The following is a 17,939-nucleotide window of genomic DNA, read 5'->3' as shown; positions in this document are numbered from 1 at the left end:
CGGTCAACCTTTCGATTTGTTCTTCGGCGGGTGCGGTGCCTGATTACGTCCGCGAACGCGATTGGTTTTGGCGATCAGCCGGGGACGGGTCAGCATGGTCCACCAAGGCAGCCGCACGACCGTATCCTTGTTTCCTTCGAGATTGAAGGGAGCGATAGGGCTCATGTAGGGCACGCCGAAGGAGCGCAGGCTGCACATGTGTAGAACGATCGCGATGATGCCCACGATGATGCCGAACAGCCCGAAGGAGGCGGCAAGCATCATGAGCGGGAACCGAAGCATCCGGAACGACAGCGAGAGGTCGAAGGCCGGCAATACGAAGCTGGAGATGGCCGTGACCGATACGACGATGACCATGGCGGCGGAGATGATGCCGGCTTCGACGGCCGCGGTGCCGATGACCAGGGTGCCGACGATCGAGACGGTCTGGGCGATCGCCTTCGGCATCCGGAGGCCGGCTTCCCGCAATATTTCGAACGTAACCTCCATAATAAACGCCTCGATGAACGCGGGGAACGGAACGCCCTCCCGCTGGGCGGCTAGGCCGATCAGCAGTTGGGTGGGCAGCATCTCCTGATGGAAGGTCGTAACGGCGATGTACAGGGATGGCCCGAGCAGCGCGATGACGATGCAAATGAAGCGAAGCATCCGGATAAGCGAGGCGATAATGGATCGTTGGTAATAATCCTCCGCCGCGTGCATGAACGAAATGAATAAGGCCGGCACGATCATGACCATCGGCGTCCCGTCGATCATAATGGCGATCTTGCCCTCCAGCAGCTCGGCGGCGATGACATCCGGACGTTCGGAGTGGTAGATGGTCGGGAACGGCGTATAGGCCTCGTCCTCGATTAATTCCTCGACGTAACCGCTCTCCAGAATGCCGTCGATATCGATGCGGCCGAGGCGCAGATGAACCTCTTTCAGCACCTTCTCGCTCGCGATTCCTTTGATATACATAACGGCCACGTCGGTCTGCGTGACCTTGCCGATTTGTTTGGTTTCGAGCCATAGGTTCGGATCCCTGATCTTCCGGCGCAGCAAGGAGGTATTGATCCGCAGGTTTTCCGTGAAGCTTTCCTTGGGCCCGCGAATAACCGTCTCCGTCGAAGACTCGGTGACGCCGCGTTCCTTCCAATCGCGCATGCTTCCGATCGAGATGCCGGTCGCGTAATTGTCGAGCAGCAGAATGACGCCTCCGGATAACAGGCATTTGAACAGCGCGGCGTATTCGGTCACCTCGATGATATCGCCGGCGGTCAGAATCCGCTCCTGCAAAGCATGGATGATATTGTGGCCGGCGCGCTGCATGTCGTCGAAGTCAGCGCTGCGTACATCGAGCATCAGCGATTCCATGATGAAGTTCTGAACGGCTTTCGCATCGGTCAAGCCGTCGGTATAGAAAATGGCGGCATGAAGCGGCCGTTCCTTGCCGATGCGGATTTTCCTCGACACCAAGTCGCTGCTGTTCCCGAGCTTCGTCCGGATATGTGCGATATTCTGTTCCAAGCTTGCCGATAACGCCTCGTGAGCAACCATGATCGCATTCCTTTCGCTTGTACGCTGCCTTATCTGTCTTCACCAAATGGAAATGGAATATACGCGCGGCAGAGGAGGCGCCTGGAAGCGGCATCCGCGTCAAAAGGAATAAATTAGATGCGCTTACGGGACACTATGACCAGACTTTGTATCCAATTTCTAACTTTGCGAAGTTACGTGCCTTGCCGCTGCCTGCGATAATTTCGAAACTTCCTTATCCAGTTCTTCCCGGCCGTCGTGTACCAGATGATAATGGGCAGCAGCAGATGCGCGGCGAGCACCGACGCCACGATCGTCCACAACAGCCATTTGGTATTCAGCACATGCATATAAAACCAAGAGTGATAGAAATCCATTCGGGCGGCCCCTTCCTCTGAAGTGTTCAGCTTGCGCTCGTTGGTTAGTGTAGCCCTTGTCATCCTGTTTATACCATTTCTACAGGGAGGAGGCATCCTGGATGAATGCCGCGCAAGAGAAGCTTGGCGAGAGACTGAAGGAGCGGTTCAAGCCTGACTTGGACGCCAACGTGAAAGAGATTATCCGCATCTTGGGGCATAGCGTCGACATTTCGGTGCGGGAGTTCGAGCTTGGCGGGAACGGGCAACCATCTTCTCGCGGCGCGTTCATTAGCTTGGAGGGTCTCACGGACGTTTCAATCGTGGAAGGATTGCTGGAAGGGCTGCTGGAGCCGCGCGGGAATGAAGGCGCGGATGGCAACCGTCTGTCGCCGAAGGAGATCGGCAAGCGGAAGCTGGTCAGTCCTTCCATCTCTACATGCGAGATGCTGGGAGAAGGCATCTCGGGCATTGTCGCGGGCGATACGCTTGTCATGTTCGAAGAGGCCGAGGAGGCGCTGCTGGTCTGCACCCGCGCCCCCAAGGAACGGGCCATCGAGGAGCCATCGTCGGAGAACAACGTGCGCGGGCCGCGAGACGGTTTCACGGAATGCATCCGCAGCAATACCGCCATGGTACGCAGACGGCTCAAGGACCCGATGCTTCGCTTCGAAGGAATGGTTGTCGGCGAACGGTCGCGAACGGATGTCAATGTCGCTTACATCGCGGATATAGCCAAGGAGGAGCTTGTCGCCGAAGTGAGGCGGCGCCTGCAGAGGATCAAGATCGACGCCATACTGGAGAGCGGCAACATCGAGGAGCTTATCGAAGATTCGCCGCTCTCGCCCTTCGATCTGGTGCAAAGCACCGAGCGGCCGGACAGGGTAGCCTCGGCCCTGCTGGAGGGACGCGTGGCGATCTTTATCGACACGACGCCTTTCGTGCTGATCGTGCCGACATTCTTCTGGCAATACTTCCAGGCGCCCGACGATTATTATCATCGCTTCTGGGTGGGCACTTTTTTTCGCCTCGTGCGTTATGTGGCGTTTTTGATCAGCCTGCTGCTGCCGTCGATCTATGTCATGCTCGTGTCCTTCCATCACGAGATGATTCCGACGTCGCTCGCGCTCACCATTGCTTCCGGCCGGGAGGTCGTGCCGTTCCCCGTTCTGCTGGAAGCGCTGATCATGGAATTCGCCTTCGAGCTTATGCGGGAAGCGGGCCTTCGCATGCCGAAGCCGATCGGTCAGGCGGTCAGCATCGTCGGCTCGCTCATTATCGGACAGGCGGCGGTGCAAGCGGGTCTGATATCCCCGTTCATGGTCATTATCGTGGCGGTGACAGGCATCTCGTCGTTCGCGACTCCAAGCTATTCGTCCTCTCTGGCCATTCGGCTGCTCCGATTCCCGCTGCTCCTCGCTTCGGGCATGCTCGGTCTGCTCGGTTTCACGACGATGTTCTTCATCATCCTGCTGCACGCCCTCTCGCTTCGCTCATTTGGCGTATCGTATTTGACGCCGGCAAGCCCGTACCGACCCTCCGACCAGCGCGACATGGTGCTAAGGGTACCGATCTGGATGATGGACGAGCGGCCGGAAACCGCAAAGGACAAGCAGAGAATGGGCGAGATGCAGATGCCCGCGAAGCCGAAGGAGGGGGGCGCATGAAACGGCCGATGCTCTCGGCGATTGTTCTGCTTCTCGTCGTCCCTCTCCTGTCTTCCTGCATGGGCCTGCGGCAAATCAACGAGCTGGCGATCGTGACCGCGGTCGGATTGCAAGAAGGCAGCCGGCCCGGCAACGTGAAGCTGTCCGTACAGATTATTCGTCCTGCGGATGCCAGAGGCCAGACCGGCGCGCCGGCCGGAGGGACAGGGGAGCCGATCTACTCCGTCAGCGCCGAAGGCAAAAGCATCTTCGACGCGATTCGCAATCTGGGCCGATTCTCGTCCCGCCGCGTCTACTGGGCCCATAATTTCGTAATCGTCATGGACGAACAATACGCGCGACGGGGCATCAGGGACATGATCGATTTTTTCACACGCAATCATGAGCTGCGCATGAACACATGGGTGGCGGTGACGCCCGATTCCCCGGCGGAGGTCGTCTCCACGATCACGGGACTCGAGGTCGTGCCCGGCGAGGCTCTCAACCGGCTGTTCGAAGGCAACGACGTCGCCGGGCAGACGCTGGCGAGCAACATGATGAATTTGGAAGAGGCGTTCCAGAGCGACTCCGCCCAGCCGGTACTCGCACGCATCCAGCTCATGCCGAGAGGGATCTCGAACAAGAAGCCGGGCGAGCACGGCTCCATCCGACAGGTGGAGCTTGCAGGCTCGGCTGTGTTCAACGGCGAGAAGATGGTCGGTTGGTTGTCGAACAAGGATACGCGCATCGTCATGTTTTTCCTGGAGAAGCTGAAGAGCGGCATCGAGGTGGTGGCCTGTCCGAACGAATCGGCGCAGAAGGTTGCGCTGGAATTCAAGGAGGCCCGCTTTCAAGTATCGGCTTCCTATGCGAACGGGAATCCAAGCTTCCAGGTGCGGCTGAAGACGAAAGCGGACATCGTCGAGAGCGGCTGCGGCGTGCCGCTGGCGGATATACGCGGCGAAATCGAGAGTAGAATGGAGAAGCAGATGAAGGAGAGAATCGAAGTCGTGATCGGCAAAGCTCAGGAGGAGTTCGGCACCGACTTCCTAAAGTTCGGCGATGTGTTCCGCAATCGGTACCCGTCCGAATGGCGCACGCTCGGCCCTCGCTGGAGCCAGGTTTTCCCGGAGGCGGAGATCGGCGTTGAAGCGGAGGTTCGAATCAAAAGCGGGGTCGTCAAAGCGGTGGGGGCGGGGATACGATGACGGGGACGGCTAAGCAACCATGGAGGATCCAGGTTTCGAACGGCATGTTCATCGCGATGATCGTCAATCTCATTTACGTGAAGGCCATCGGAGTGACGCAAGGCGTCGTCGCGCGCATCGTCGGACAGGACATGTGGATCGTTATGCTGGTCGGAACGCTGCAAGGCGTCGCTATGATGTACGTAACCTACCTGGTCGTGCGCAGAACGCCGGGCCGCGACTTCATGGAGGCGGCGGAGCTGATGCTGGGCCGGTGGTTCGGCAAGCTGGTCGCGCTGCTCGTGTTCGTTCTGTTTTTCGCGGGATTCGGACCCATTATGATCACGTTCGTGTACCATATCCACGAATATTTTTTGCCCGAAATGCCCATTTCTCTGATCATCTTCGCTTCGCTTATCGTAGGAGCGATCGGCTGCTACTACGGGCTGGAGGTCATGGCGCGCATTGCGCTCGCGGGGCTGTTTTTTATCTTCCTGCTGAACGTGATGATCGTGATCGGCTCTACCGACGAATTCGACATCTTGAATTTGCTTCCGGTGCTGGAGGACGGTTTCCCTCGCGCGCTTGGGGCGAGCATCCACTTCGACGCGGACTGGGCGCTCGCCACGATGCTCGCTGCGCTCGTCATGCCGCTCGTCAAGGACCATCCGCGCTCAGGCGGCAAGGTCGGGGCGCTCGGCATCTTGTTAAGCGGTCTTCTTATCATCATTTGGTCCATTCTGGAAGCGGCCGTCCTGTCGGCGGAGGTGACGAGCCAATATACCCTGTCCTGCATGAAGCTGGCCCACAACGCCCACATTGGCCATTTCTTGCAGCGGTACGAGATGGTGATGATCGCGTTGTATTCTCTGCCCATTTTGTTCGAGATCATGTTCAGCCTTTACGGCTGCTCGGTTAGCATGGCCAAGATCTTCGGAATCGGCAGCCATAAGCCGACAATCGTTCCCGTAGGTCTCGCGATGGGCGCGTTCGCTTATTGGATCGTCGAGGACCATTTTCGCGCGATCGAGTACCTGGAGCAAGTTTGGCCATTCATCGCGCTTCCGATCGCCGTCGGGCTGCCGTTGCTGCTACTCACGCTTGGTACTTTGCTGAAGGGAAGGCTGCGCTCCCATGGCAAGTTACCTCAAACCCCGGATCAACCATCCGGGGAAGGATGAATCGGGCCGTCCGGGCAGGTGCCGGCGGCTCTTTTTTGCCCGCTGGGAGAAAAAAAGCTTACGTTCCTGCATTTAGTACAGCATTTCGATCGCGAAATGGCTATGTATCCGCAAATCCTGTATTTGCTGCAGCAATTTTCCGGTTATTTCCCTTCGTGATCAATAAATCGTTGGAAATCATGCGCGAAATACAGGAATGACGCAGCATCGAAGGATTTCGTTGCGAAATTACTGTACAAACTGCAACAATCCTTACAATCTCTGCGATCCGCGAGCAGCACGATCAGATGAGATCTCGGAGGCCGCGGTCTTTTTTCTGTCCCAACGAAGTACATATCTTATTGGAATGGGAAGGCTATCGTACAACCAAAGGGGTAAGGGGCGAGCGTATGATGAAGGAGAAGAGTACCATGGATAGCCGATTCAGGAGTAAGCAGAAAGGAAGAAGCCGATCTTGCTTCGAGGGTGATCCTTATGAAAAGAAGACAATACACGTTGCTTCACGAATCGGTGTTTCGGAACTTGTCCGATAGGGATATGGCGCTGGACGAAGTGTTCGTTCGGATTCAAAACTTTATGCGGAGCGATGCCCGTGCAGCTTATCAGCTCGTCATTGGCACGGACGCGCAGGTGCATGCCGGACATACGAAGTTCATCACGTCGATCGTCATCATCCGGCCGGGGCGCGGCGCGTGGTTCTGCTACCGGCAGGTTATTCTTCCCCGCGAAATCTATTCCATCCAAGAGAAACTCTCGCTCGAGACGACGTTCAGCCAGGAGATCGCCACCTACTTCGACCAAGCCAAACGCTCACAGCTTGAGGATATTCTGATGCCGCATGTATATCAAGGCGCGGAGCTCAAAATGTTCGTCGACATCGATGCGGGCACCGACGCGAAGCGCAACCAGACTTCGGCCTACGTGGCGGATATGGTCGGAAGAATCGAGGCGATGGGCATGGCCGCCAGGGTCAAGCCGGAAGCGATCGTGGCGTCGTCCGTCTCCAATCGATTCACGAAGACGCCTTATCGCGGATATACGAAAATTACCGTGAACTAAAGGAACGGGGCGAGGCATGTGCCTTGCGGCAGCCTTGCGAGCAAGACAAGCCTTCCCTGCAATCCGCAGCCTGCGGCGACAAAGCAATCCCGACTCTGACGACAGACCGAAGCCATCCCCCGCCACGAGCACCTCTCCGCACGCCCTCGCGTTCCCGAACCGCTTTCGTTTATTTCGCGCCCGCTTGCTCCAGCGACCGAATCATCTCTTCGAAGCCGCGCTTCTTGGCATGCTGCAGTGGGGTAACGCTGTCCGAATCCGCCAGGTTCACGTCGGCGCCGTGCTCGATCAGCAGATCGACAATGGCTTGATGTCTGCTGCCTCCGTCGCCTAGAATGACGGCTTCGAGGAGAGCGGTCCAGCCCAGATTGTTCACATGGTTAATATCGACGTCGGACGTGGTCAGCAGCTCCTTCACGATCTCCACATGCCCGCGATCGGCGGCAGGGATAAGCGCCGTCCCGCCGAACCGGTTCGTCAGCTTCGTGTCCGCCCCCGCGGCCACGGCGGCTTGCACGAACGGCAGCAGGCCTTCCGCTCCCGCATAGAGAAGCGGGTTGTCGGAACGGTTATCCCGGATATTGATGTCGGCTCCTTGGTCGACCAAGACCTTGAAAACCTCGATCCGATTCGCATGTACGGCAATCATCGCGGCAGTCCGCTCCCGATCATCGGTGGCGTTTATTTCGGCTCCCGCGTTCAGCGATTCAAGGATGGCTTTTGAATCCCCTTGCTCCGCCGCCTTCCATAACGCTTCGTTTACATTCCCCGTTCGCATATCATTCACCGTTTGGGCAGCCTGCCGCTTCCCGTCGCCGTCAGGCGCCGATCCAGGATTGCTCTGGCAGCCGGAGACGATAAGGGACATCAGGAGCATCGCTCCGATCCATCGCAGCATCGTTTACCCATCCTTTCCTGTTTGTTACGTATATGGTAGCAGACTATTCTAAATTTCGCTCAAACAAAATCTAAACAAAGCCTAAACAACTAAGCCGGGAGGTAAAAGAAAAACAGACCAATCGTCAGATGTCTTTCTCACGATGACAATGTTATAATGGATTCTGATTGATCCATCGGTCGAAGATCGCAGCGAATATTATACGACATTGGATTTGGCTCACACCACGGGAGACCGAAATGCGTTTCTCTCGCTTGTGACAAGGACGTTGGACCAAACGCTCGATATGTATTTGCGGCTTGTATAATTATTTTCACGGAAGCACCGTGCCTGTTATGGGCATGGTGCTTTTTATTTTGAATAGGGAGATGGGAATATGACAATGTATCCTGAAGTGAAAAGACCGAAGAAGGTTACGGAGAAGTGGATCAAGCAGGCTTTTGCGCCGCTAAGCGACTACCTGCGGAGAAACAATCCGGATGAAGTCGACAGAATCATGGCGTATATTGAGTTTTTTGGAAACAAGGATAACCGTTTTTATTACCGCAACATCATGAGCAAGGGTTCGATCATTATGGATCAGTCTGGACAGTTGGTCCGATGCGACCATGACGCATTGTTGTATGATTTTGTGACTGAAATAAGCAATGAGAACAAGCCGGCAAGAGAGCCGAGATCTCCTCATCCCAATGTTACTCGCTGGATGGAAGAACGGCTGAGTCGCAGAGAGGCAAGGAAACACGGCGCGGATGTGTCACGGTTTCTCCAAGAGTTCTGGGGACCGATCGTCAATTACCAATTCGGCATGTTGAGAGCAGGATACCCAAAGTTAGGCGCACGCGTACCCTATTCACTGCCATTGTACGACATCGAGCAAAGGGTTGTACTTCTGTTCGCCGGTGACGAAATCGTGGAGCAAAGATGCAAATACGAAGATTATTATAAATTTCAGCAATGCGAGGGACAACTCGCTTATCTAGGCTGGCAAGTGATTACCGTCTACCGGGAAATATTCGACGAGGATCCGGATATGTACGAGGAGTATGTAAGGAAGGTTGTTCAGTTAGTGCGTCGCTTCAGTTAAGGGTATTCCCTGAAAGTTTTCTTTTGGGCTTGCAGGATCTCTTTTTTCTTTTTGCCATACTTTCGCCCTGTTTGAAGCCACCGGAATCGACGACAATAAACGTAGAAGAAGAGTTGTAAAAGGAGTGAATGATTTATATGGCTTATCAAATCATAGAAGGCGTCCGCGTGTGGGGCAATCCCGATCCGGGCGCATTGTCTCAAGCGAAAACCTGCGCCGAACACGGGAACGTCGTTCAAGCGCTTCTGATGGCCGATCATCATAAAGGGTATAGCCAACCGATCGGCGGAGTTGTCGTTTATGACGGGCAAATCTCTCCTTCTGGCGTCGGTTACGACATCGGCTGCGGCAACAAGGCGGTTCGGACGAAGCTGTTCGCGGCGGACGTGAAGCCTAAGCTGGCTGGCATTATGGATGGAATAGCCCGCAAAGTTTCGTTCGGGGTAGGGCGCGTCAATAGCGAGAAGGTGGATCATGAGCTGTTCGACGACCCGGATTGGGATGTGTACGCCGCCGTCGGCCGGCAGGAGCACGATAAATTGAAGGCGCTGGCCCAGGGCCAATTGGGCACGGTCGGCAGCGGTAACCATTACGTGGATTTGTTCGAGGAAGAGGCGACCGGGCGGCTCTGGGTCGGGAACCATTTCGGCAGCCGCGGATTCGGCCACAAAACGGCAAGCGGATTCATCAATCTAGCAGCCGGGCGCGAGTTTTTCGGAAAAGCTCCCGGGGAGAAGATGGATCAGCCGCCGGTCCTGCTGGACCTGGACAGCGAGCTCGGCGATATGTATTTCCGCGCCATGAGGCTGGCTGGACGTTACGCGTACGCGGGCAGGGATTACGTCATCAAGCAAGTTCTTTCCTTACTCGGTACCGAAGCGGATTTCGAGGTGCACAACCATCATAACTACGCTTGGCGGGAGAATCATGGAGGCAAGGATACGATTGTCGTACGCAAAGGCGCGACGCCGTCGTTGCCGGGACAGCTCGGTTTTATCGGAGGCAGCATGGGGGACATCTCGGTCGTCGTAAGCGGGAAGGACTCGGACGAGAACCGCGAATCGTTCTACAGCACCGTTCACGGGGCTGGCCGCGTAATGAGCCGCACGCAAGCCGCCGGCAAAATGAACTTGGAAGACGCGCACCCGCTCCGGCGGTCAGATATCGATGGAACAGATGGTTAACGCCGTCAACGATTTCGGCGTCGAGCTTCGCGGAGCCGGAACCGACGAAAGTCCGTTCGTATACCGCAAGCTGCGGGAGGTGCTGGACGCCCACATGGAAACGATCGACGTGCTTCACGTGCTGAAGCCGATCGGCGTCTGCATGGCCGGAGCGGACGAGTTTGATCCTTACAAAGATTAAAGAGAGAAGCTGGAATAGATGTCATTTCGAGCGTTTCGTTTATTGATAAAGCACCTTGCCGATATGAGGTGCACCCCTTAGAATAGACATTGGAAAAACCCCTGGTTATTCCGATGAATTCTAGGGGGTGTATTTTTTATGGCGAATAAAGGACAGAAGTTTAAGTCATATACAGAGGAAGACAAGAAGGAGGCGATTCGCTTACATATTGAGGAGAAATGGACATACAGACAAATCACCGAATATTTAGGGATTCAAGATAAGGATAGAGTTAAAAAGTGGATGCGTAGGTACAGGGAACTTGGTGAGTTTGGACTGTTGGATCAACGAGGACGTCGGGAACAGTATATAGACCAGGACCGACATGTGAAGCAGCTCAAACGGGAGAACGAAGCCTTAAAAAAGTGTTTGAAAATATGGAACAGGAGGTGCACAAGGCAAGTACCGCATCATTCAGTTAGCCGCGGAACAGTATCCCATTACGGAGCTTTGCAGCCTCTTAGGCGTATCTAGAAGCGGATATTACTGCTATTTAAATCGGCTAGCTAACGACAAGGACCATGAAACGAAAGAGCGAATCAAATCCATATATGAGCAGAGAAACGGAACATACGGATATCGAAGAATAGAGGATGAGCTTGAACGTCAATATGGTGAAAAGGTGAATCACAAGCGAGTACTGCGTCTCATGCAACAACTTGGCTTGAAGGCTGTTATCCGAAGGAAGCGCAACTATCGCAACTCCTATCAAGTAGCAGAAGCAGACGGCCGCGTCGCAGATAATTTGCTGAAGCGTGACTTCACTGCGGACAAGCCGAATCAGAAGTGGGTTACCGATGTGACTCAGTATCGTGTAGAGGATGAACGGCTATATCTGTCGGCTATCAAGGATCTGTGCAGCTCCGAAATCGTCGCATACCACATTAGCAATCGCAATGACAATGAGCTGGTTCTAAAGACGTTTAAAGACGCATTTGAAGCGCAAAAGGACGCGACTGGACAAATAGCCGGATTGATCGTTCACAGCGATCAAGGCTTCCAGTACACGTCCCATGCATACCACGACATGCTGCCTACGGTTGGCGCCCAAATCAGCATGTCCAGACGCGGCAATTGTTTAGACAACGCCGCGATGGAGAGCTTCTTCTCGCATCTCAAAGCGGAAGCGCTCTACCCTTATAATATCCGCTCGTTGGAAGAGGCACAACGGAGAATAGAGGAATTTATACATTTTTATAACCACGAAAGGATTCAAAGAAAATTAAACAAGCTGACGCCGGTAGAGTACCGACGCCAGCTTTCAGCTTAGGGCTTTTTTCAATGTCTACAAAATTGGGGCTTGACCAATAATAGGCTGGGTGCTTTTTGTTGTAGCCGCATTTCAGGATCGTTTATTAGTAGAACGATCCTAAAATTCCGTAACCATCGCGACTTCGGCGATCCTTCAAACGGTATGCCGAACTGAAAAGATGGCTAACGGAGCACACAGCTGCTATTTTGCCTTTCATGCCTCATTCTAAAATCTAACGGAGCTACGCGCGCTTATTGGACGGATTTCTAGGGAAATGGCACTGTTTGATGGCCAATAGCGGCCTCCAGCTCCGTTAGAATTTGTAAACAAACGATTTTATTCGAATAACGACTGTGGCCGCCGTTAGCCATCTCAAACGGTTGCCATCGAGTTGCAGATCATTGCTGTATGGCAAATGTAGAGTAGTAATGGTAATTCTGAATCGAACTACTAGCTTCACGAGCAACCGCTATTGCTCCTGAACAAGACTTCTGGCTATGATAGAATCAAGCGTATGAATGAGGAAAACGAAGGGAATGCCGAAATGAAAAATAATAATATCGAGAAAGGCAAGAAGAGTTTATCCGATCATCTTGACACGCTTGATAAGGGAGCATTAATCGAATTGCTTGTCCGATTGTCGGAGGAATATTCGGAAGTGAAGCAAGCGCTCTCCTTGTTGTTCGTAGAACCGGGCAGTCGCGATGCGATGAAACAGTATCAGAAAACGATCCGGGCATCCATTAAGCGGAATGCCGATCGGCATGGTTTTGTTCCGTACAGGAACGTGCATGATGCCGTAGGGGGAGCCGAGCAAGTGATGGAAGCCGCGGTAGAAGCATTAGAGAAGGGAAGCCATCTCACGGCGACTGAAATCGTATTTTGCGTGTTGCACGAAATGGGCGACCTGCTGCAAACCTGCGATGATTCCGATGGCGTTGTCGGCGGTATCATCACGGAATGTTTGGACCTCGTTCACCAAGTCTCAGATCAAGCGGAACAGTTCAATGACAAGACAAGGTCGGCTTTGTTCCAGATCATTCTGAAAGAAGTGATTCATCCGAACTTGGAGGGCTGGAACGAATGGCAGCTTTCTTTGTTAGAAAGCGCTGCATTATGTATCAACAGCCGGGAGGAAAAAGAGCGTTGGACGACGCTATTGTCTTCCATGGAAGAACGAGAGCGCGGGGAGCGCTACAGAAGCTCGTACTTTTTCGATAAAGCGGCAGAGCTTCGATATATGGTTATCGAGAGGTTTGACGGGGAGGACCAAGCAATATCGTTTATCGAAGGGAATTTGGAGATTGGCGCCATTCGTGAATTGGCAATCGAAACCGCGATGACGCAAGGGCGGTACGAGCGGGCATTGGAGCTTGCCGAAGAAGGAGAGCGGCAGGATTCGCGGAAAGGGCTGCCGGGACTCGTGAATCAGTGGAAAAAAATCCGCTGCGAAATCTATGAGGCAATCGGACCACCGGAGCTGCACCGATCACTGGTCGAGGAATTCATACTTAAAGGCGAATACGAGTATTACGAAAAGTATAAGGCGCTGCACGCGAATGAAGAGTGGCTGCAGATACACGTGACGATTCTCGACAAGCTGGAAGTCAATTCGGAACGAAGCTGGAAAGTGGAAGACCTGTACAAGAAGATCATCCTTCAGGACAAGCTGACGGATCGAATCTTAAAGTATGTGAGGATGGATAAGAGATCGATCGTTGACTATTATGTTTATCTGCTCGACAACCATAAAGAGGAAGTTTTCCTTCTGTTTGAGCAATTCATTCGAGCGGAATGCGCGAATTCGACGAATCGGAAAGCGTATAGGAAAGTATGCGGCATCATTGGCCGCCTCATCAAGGCTGGCGGGATGGAGCATGCGAAGAAGATTGTGGAAGAGCTTCAACAAGCTTATCCGGGGCGGTCAGCGCTGCTTGACGAACTGCAACAAATAAAAGGATTGTGAGAAAACCTCTATCGAGGCCTTTCAATGATAGGCGACCGCGTTTAGAGGTAGGTTTTATCGCCAAATGGAATTTCGGTTTTCGATGGCTCGAAAACTTATAAATTCTATTGTGGTGAGAAAGTCACGAGAGGGGCATGACGAATGAACGACAACTTCAAAATCATGTTGAATAAATACGCGGAGCTGGTCGTGAAGGTCGGCGTGAATATCCAGGCCGGGCAGGTGCTGATCGTGCATGCGCCGATCGAGACGGCGGAGTTGACTCGCCTGATCGTGGCGAAGGCTTACGAGGCGGGGGCGAAGTACGTCATCGTCGAATGGGATGACGAAGAAGTGACGCGGATCCGGTACGAGAAGGCGCCGGACGATTCCTTCGGCTATTATCCGCAGTGGCAGGTCGACTGCATGGTGCGTTTCGCCGAGGAGGGCGGGGCCATTCTGCATATCAAAGTGCCGAATCCGGAGCTGTTCAGCGGCATCGATTCCGCGAAAGTGTCGGAAGCGGTTAAGGCGGCGGCCGTGGCGCGGAAGGAATATTCGGTTTATACCCGCAATAGCCGCATCAGCTGGTCGCTCATCAAGGCGCCGACCCGCGCTTGGGCGGACAAGGTGTTCGCAGATCTCCCGGAGGAGCAGCGCATCGATGCGATGTGGGAGGCCATTTTCAAAATGGTACGCGTGGACGCGGCGGATCCGGTTGCCGCTTGGCGGGAGCATATCCAGCATCTGAAAACATGGCAGAACCGGCTGAACGAGAAGCGCTATAAGAGCTTCCATTACCGAGCGCCGGGCACGGACTTGCGCGTGGAGCTGCCGGAAGGGCATATTTGGCGCGGGGGCGGCGGCGAGAACGAAAAAGGCGTTTATTTCGTGGCGAACATGCCGACCGAAGAGGTGTACACGATGCCGCATCGCGCGGGCGTGAACGGAACGGTGCGAAGCACGAAGCCGCTGAATCTGAACGGAAGGCTCGTCGAAGGCATTACTTTCACGTTCAAGGATGGGAAAGTTACGGCGTATGACGCCGAGTCCGGCCGCGAGCATCTGACGTCGCTGTTCGAAACCGACGATGGCGCTTCCTATCTCGGGGAGATGGCGCTTGTTCCGCATGATTCCCCGATTTCGAACTTGAACCGCGTGTTTTATAACACGGGGATCGACGAGAACGCGTCCTGCCATTTCGCGCTCGGCAGCGCGTATCCCGTCAACCTGGAAGGCGGCACGAAGCTTACGGGCGAAGAGCTGCTGAAGCGGGGCGCGAATGTAAGCTTGACGCATGTGGATTTCATGATCGGCTGCGCGGAGCTCGACATCGACGGCGAGCTGCCGGACGGCACGATCGAGCCGGTGTTCCGCAAGGGGAATTGGGCGGAGTAGAGAGGTTGCGGAGGAAGTTAACGCCGTTAATGTTGATGGGTTGAAACATGGCTGACGAGGGGGATGCGGTAAGGGATGAACGTACAGGCTTATTTGCGGAGAATAGGGTTTAACGGCGAACCGGACGGAAGCGCCGAGACGCTCGGCAAGCTTCAGGAGCTTCATTTGCAGAGCGTGCCTTATGAAAATTTGGACATTATCCACGGCTTGCCTCTGTCGCTGCAAGTCGAACCGATCTACCGGAAAATCGTGGAGCGCCGCCGCGGCGGTTATTGCTTCGAGCTTAATGCCTTGTTCGGCTGGCTTCTGAGGGAGCTCGGGTACGGCGTAACGGATTATTTCGCCCGGTTCTGGCGGGACGAGACGGATACGCCGCCGAAGCGCAGGCATCACGTGCTCCGGGTCGAAGCGGAAGGCAAGCTCTATTTGTGCGATGTGGGCGTCGGCGGCATCGTGCCGCGAAGGCCGCTCCTTCTACTGGAAGGACTGGAGCAGCGCCAAGGGGACGAGCTTTATCGGTTCGATCGCGATCCCGAATTCGGCTGGATGCTGATGGAGCAGAAGAAGGAGGGCTGGTCCCGCCTCTTCTCGTTCACCGAGGAGCCGCAGCTCGCGAAGGACTACCTGATGGCGTCCTATTGGTGCGAGCATGCCCCGGACTCGGTGTTCAAAAACAACCTGATCGTTGCGATCCATACGAAGGAGGGGCGCAACACGGTGTGGAACGAGGAATTCCGCCTGTTCCGCCCCGATGGCGTCCACGCGTTCACGCCGGCATCCAAGGCGGAGGATGCGGAAGCGCTTAAGACTTATTTTGGCATCGAGTCGGACGACGGCGGGGCTTGAGGTTTATCTAATCATCCGATTGCGGAAAACAATATTGCCGCGCGAGACATGCCGAATGAAGATGGCTGCGCGAAAAAACGGTCTCCAAGGTCGAATCCGATCTTGGAGACCGTTCTTTTTTTGCTAACCAATCAACTTACTTGTCGATGCGACAGCAGCTGCGAAAACGATGGATAAATTCCTGTAGTTCGTACAGGAATTCTGACGCAAGACGACCGGACATCTATGAATCCTGCATTGGGTACAGCAATTTGCTTCACATGCTCAACCTAAGCTTAGAAAGCCGTTCGAAATCCTGTATGCTATACAGGAATTACTTGAAATTGCAGGGTATCGAAGCGGAATTGCTGTACGCGATACAGCATTCGTGATCCGCGAATGCTAATCTGCGATCCACTGTCCTTAAACAGCGCGCTTGGCGCCTTCCGCCGTCCTGCCCCGCACGCTTGGCCCCGTCGGTTCACTCGCCCACGCGCCCGGCCGTTATCCTGGAACGATGGGGGATATCAACGGGCACGTCCGCCCGGCTTACTCCCACAGCTGCAGCGCCGCGCCGATCATGCCGCTCCAGCTGCCCCGGTAGGCGGCCTCGATCCGGACGCCGTTCGAGAGCGAAGGCATCGCGCGGCGGAGCGCTTCTTCGCGCAGCCTGCCCAGCAGGGGCGGTCCGGCATCCGCCACGCCGCCTCCGACCACGATCAACTCGGGGTTAAACGTATGGATGAGCGAAGCGATTGCCGCCCCCAGCGCGGAAATCGCTTCGTCCATGATTGCCGATGCCAGCGGTTCGCCCGCCTGCCATAACGCGATGACCTCGCGCGAATCCGGCTGCTCGGAAGACCGGCCAGCCGCGGCTAGCCGCTCCCGCATCCGCCGCGCGATTCCCGTGCCGGAGGCGTATTGCTCCAGGCATCCTCTGGCTCCGCAGACGCAGGGCTCGCCCCGGAAGTCGACCGATAGATGGCCGAGCTCTCCGGCCCCGCCCCAAGCGCCGCGAAGCAATCGGCCGTCCGTTACGACCGCGCCGCCTACGCCGGTGCCGAGCGCGATGCAGACGAAATGGCCGACGCCTATGCCGGCACCGAGCCTGAGCTCGGTCAGCGCGAGCGCGTTGACGTCGTTGTCCACCCGCACCGGCAGGCGATACCGCTCCTCGAGCAGCGCCTTCAGCTTCGTCCCGGTGTAGCCGGCAATGAGCTCAGAGGCGTGGCGAATGCTGCCTTCGCGCCAATCGACCTGGCCCGCCGTGCCGACGCCGATGCCCTTGCAGCGAATGTCCGGATAACGGGCTTTCGCCACCGACAATAAACCATCGATCGCCTCCATCACGCGGCCGGCCGTGTCCGTCTTGCCCCCCGACGTACTCAGGCTGTGCGTCAACACCACTTCGCCCGCCAAAGATACGATTCCCGCGTTGATCTTCGTCCCGCCGATATCGACGCCGATCGCATAAGGCGATTCGGCTTCGAACGCGTCCAGCGCTCGCACGTAACGGGCCGCGATAAGCTGCGGCCGCGTAATCGCGCCGCCGACGACGACGCAGGTAGCGCCCGCACGCATGGCCGACGCGGCTTGTTCCGGCGTCCAGATGCGGCCTTCCGCGACGACCGGAATCCGAAGCGACTCGCTCAGCCGGCGGACGAGTTCCAGATCGGGTTCTTCCTGCCGCTTGCTGTACGGCGTATAACCGGATAACGTCGTCCCGACGAAATCGGCGCCGAGCCGTTCCGCGGCCAGCCCTTCCTCGTACGTGGAGACGTCGGCCATGACGGCGACGCCGTGGCGATGCGCGTAGTCGATGAGCGGCTGCGCCATCTCCAGCCGGCCTTCCCGGTCCGTGACGTCCAGCGCGACGACGTCTGCTCCGGCCGCTATGATTGCCTTCACTTCATCTAAAGTCGGCGTAATAAAGACGTCCGAGCCGGGGATTTCCCGTTTCACCAGTCCGATGATGGGGACGCCGACCGCTTCTTTTATGGCCTTAATATCCTCGACGCCGTTCGTGCGGATGGCGATCGCGCCGGCTTCAACCGCTGCCCGGGCCATCTTGTCCATGGCGTCACCGCCGTGCAGCGGCTCGTGCTCCAGCGCTTGGCAGGAGACGATCAATCCTCTTTTGGGGAACAAGTTACTATAGCGAGACATGGAATCCCTCCGATAAATAT

At 55.6% G+C, this 17,939-nt stretch carries 14 protein-coding genes and 1 pseudogene; 11 read left to right on the top strand and 4 right to left on the bottom strand.

Features of this window, described 5'->3' with window-relative positions; genetic code table 11:
- Positions 1 to 3 precede the first annotated feature (3 nt).
- Both RB620_RS23675 and RB620_RS23670 read right to left on the bottom strand, forming a co-directional pair.
- Entirely contained in the window at positions 4 to 1,539 is a 1,536-nt protein-coding gene (locus tag RB620_RS23675) for a spore germination protein (protein ID WP_308098710.1), read from the bottom strand.
- Between the two features lie 173 nt (positions 1,540 to 1,712).
- Entirely contained in the window at positions 1,713 to 1,895 is a 183-nt protein-coding gene (locus RB620_RS23670; RefSeq protein ID WP_308098708.1) for a hypothetical protein, read from the bottom strand.
- Positions 1,896 to 1,996: 101 nt separating this feature from the next.
- Here RB620_RS23670 and RB620_RS23665 point away from each other — a divergent pair, with 101 nt between their 5' ends.
- From RB620_RS23665 to RB620_RS23650, 4 genes are all read left to right on the top strand, one after another.
- Positions 1,997 to 3,541, top strand: a complete 1,545-nt coding sequence (locus RB620_RS23665; RefSeq protein ID WP_308098706.1) for a spore germination protein — start codon at positions 1,997 to 1,999, stop codon at positions 3,539 to 3,541.
- Positions 3,538 to 4,728, top strand: a complete 1,191-nt coding sequence (locus tag RB620_RS23660; RefSeq protein WP_308098704.1) for a Ger(x)C family spore germination protein — start codon at positions 3,538 to 3,540, stop codon at positions 4,726 to 4,728. Before RB620_RS23665 ends, RB620_RS23660 begins: the two co-directional genes overlap by 4 nt.
- Positions 4,725 to 5,888 carry a GerAB/ArcD/ProY family transporter gene (locus RB620_RS23655; protein WP_308098703.1) on the top strand — a complete coding sequence of 388 codons (1,164 nt, stop codon included), beginning with the start codon at positions 4,725 to 4,727 and terminating at the stop codon, positions 5,886 to 5,888. The genes RB620_RS23660 and RB620_RS23655 overlap by 4 nt, the downstream gene beginning before the upstream one ends.
- A gap of 474 nt (positions 5,889 to 6,362) precedes the next feature.
- Positions 6,363 to 6,947, top strand: coding sequence for a ribonuclease H-like YkuK family protein (locus RB620_RS23650; protein WP_308098702.1), 585 nt, complete (start codon positions 6,363 to 6,365; stop codon positions 6,945 to 6,947).
- Between the two features lie 169 nt (positions 6,948 to 7,116).
- Here RB620_RS23650 and RB620_RS23645 read toward each other — a convergent pair whose 3' ends face one another.
- On the bottom strand, positions 7,117 to 7,845 hold the full coding sequence (locus tag RB620_RS23645; protein WP_308098701.1) for an ankyrin repeat domain-containing protein: 729 nt from the start codon (positions 7,843 to 7,845) through the stop codon (positions 7,117 to 7,119).
- Between the two features lie 376 nt (positions 7,846 to 8,221).
- Between RB620_RS23645 and RB620_RS23640 the strand changes: the two genes are divergently transcribed.
- The 7 genes and pseudogenes from RB620_RS23640 to RB620_RS23610 all read left to right on the top strand — a co-directional run bounded on the left by RB620_RS23640 (position 8,222) and on the right by RB620_RS23610 (position 15,774).
- Complete coding sequence (locus RB620_RS23640; protein WP_308098699.1) at positions 8,222 to 8,929, top strand: hypothetical protein; 708 nt, start codon at positions 8,222 to 8,224, stop codon at positions 8,927 to 8,929.
- A 137-nt stretch (positions 8,930 to 9,066) separates the two neighbouring features.
- A pseudogene (locus RB620_RS23635) lies at positions 9,067 to 10,294 on the top strand (RtcB family protein).
- A gap of 138 nt (positions 10,295 to 10,432) precedes the next feature.
- Complete coding sequence (locus RB620_RS23630; RefSeq protein ID WP_308098697.1) at positions 10,433 to 10,807, top strand: helix-turn-helix domain-containing protein; 375 nt, start codon at positions 10,433 to 10,435, stop codon at positions 10,805 to 10,807.
- Positions 10,743 to 11,603, top strand: coding sequence for an IS3 family transposase (locus RB620_RS23625; RefSeq protein ID WP_308098758.1), 861 nt, complete (start codon positions 10,743 to 10,745; stop codon positions 11,601 to 11,603). Before RB620_RS23630 ends, RB620_RS23625 begins: the two co-directional genes overlap by 65 nt.
- Before the next feature lie 526 nt (positions 11,604 to 12,129).
- Positions 12,130 to 13,551 carry a hypothetical protein gene (locus RB620_RS23620; protein ID WP_308098696.1) on the top strand — a complete coding sequence of 474 codons (1,422 nt, stop codon included), beginning with the start codon at positions 12,130 to 12,132 and terminating at the stop codon, positions 13,549 to 13,551.
- A 141-nt stretch (positions 13,552 to 13,692) separates the two neighbouring features.
- Positions 13,693 to 14,928: an aminopeptidase gene (locus tag RB620_RS23615; protein WP_308098695.1), complete on the top strand. Its 1,236-nt coding sequence runs from the start codon at positions 13,693 to 13,695 to the stop codon at positions 14,926 to 14,928.
- A gap of 75 nt (positions 14,929 to 15,003) precedes the next feature.
- A complete protein-coding gene (locus RB620_RS23610) occupies positions 15,004 to 15,774 on the top strand; it encodes an arylamine N-acetyltransferase family protein (protein ID WP_308098693.1) in 771 nt (256 codons plus the stop codon).
- 528 nt (positions 15,775 to 16,302) lie between these two features.
- On the opposite strand, the gene RB620_RS23605 is transcribed toward RB620_RS23610, so the two are convergent.
- Positions 16,303 to 17,919, bottom strand: coding sequence for a putative N-acetylmannosamine-6-phosphate 2-epimerase (locus tag RB620_RS23605; protein ID WP_308098691.1), 1,617 nt, complete (start codon positions 17,917 to 17,919; stop codon positions 16,303 to 16,305).
- Between the last annotated feature and the right edge of the window lie 20 nt (positions 17,920 to 17,939).

The sequence above is a fragment of the Paenibacillus sp. LHD-117 genome (assembly GCF_030929555.1).
Taxonomy (GTDB): Bacteria; Bacillota; Bacilli; order Paenibacillales; family Paenibacillaceae; genus Pristimantibacillus.
Note: the sequence above shows the minus strand (reverse complement) of the source record. Positions and strands in the feature narration are given on the sequence as shown.

Bases quoted from the DNA above. Each gene is read 5' to 3' on its own strand.
- RB620_RS23655 (WP_308098703.1), top strand. From the start codon at position 4,725: ATGACGGGGACGGCTAAGCAACCATGGAGGATCCAGGTTTCGAACGGC.
- RB620_RS23640 (WP_308098699.1), top strand. From the start codon at position 8,222: ATGACAATGTATCCTGAAGTGAAAAGACCGAAGAAGGTTACGGAGAAG.
- RB620_RS23605 (WP_308098691.1), bottom strand. From the start codon at position 17,919: ATGTCTCGCTATAGTAACTTGTTCCCCAAAAGAGGATTGATCGTCTCC.
- RB620_RS23675 (WP_308098710.1), bottom strand. From the start codon at position 1,539: ATGGTTGCTCACGAGGCGTTATCGGCAAGCTTGGAACAGAATATCGCA.
- RB620_RS23615 (WP_308098695.1), top strand. From the start codon at position 13,693: ATGAACGACAACTTCAAAATCATGTTGAATAAATACGCGGAGCTGGTC.
- RB620_RS23610 (WP_308098693.1), top strand. From the start codon at position 15,004: ATGAACGTACAGGCTTATTTGCGGAGAATAGGGTTTAACGGCGAACCG.
- RB620_RS23630 (WP_308098697.1), top strand. From the start codon at position 10,433: ATGGCGAATAAAGGACAGAAGTTTAAGTCATATACAGAGGAAGACAAG.
- RB620_RS23650 (WP_308098702.1), top strand. From the start codon at position 6,363: ATGAAAAGAAGACAATACACGTTGCTTCACGAATCGGTGTTTCGGAAC.
- RB620_RS23620 (WP_308098696.1), top strand. From the start codon at position 12,130: ATGAAAAATAATAATATCGAGAAAGGCAAGAAGAGTTTATCCGATCAT.
- RB620_RS23665 (WP_308098706.1), top strand. From the start codon at position 1,997: ATGAATGCCGCGCAAGAGAAGCTTGGCGAGAGACTGAAGGAGCGGTTC.
- RB620_RS23645 (WP_308098701.1), bottom strand. From the start codon at position 7,845: ATGCTGCGATGGATCGGAGCGATGCTCCTGATGTCCCTTATCGTCTCC.
- RB620_RS23660 (WP_308098704.1), top strand. From the start codon at position 3,538: ATGAAACGGCCGATGCTCTCGGCGATTGTTCTGCTTCTCGTCGTCCCT.
- RB620_RS23670 (WP_308098708.1), bottom strand. From the start codon at position 1,895: ATGGATTTCTATCACTCTTGGTTTTATATGCATGTGCTGAATACCAAA.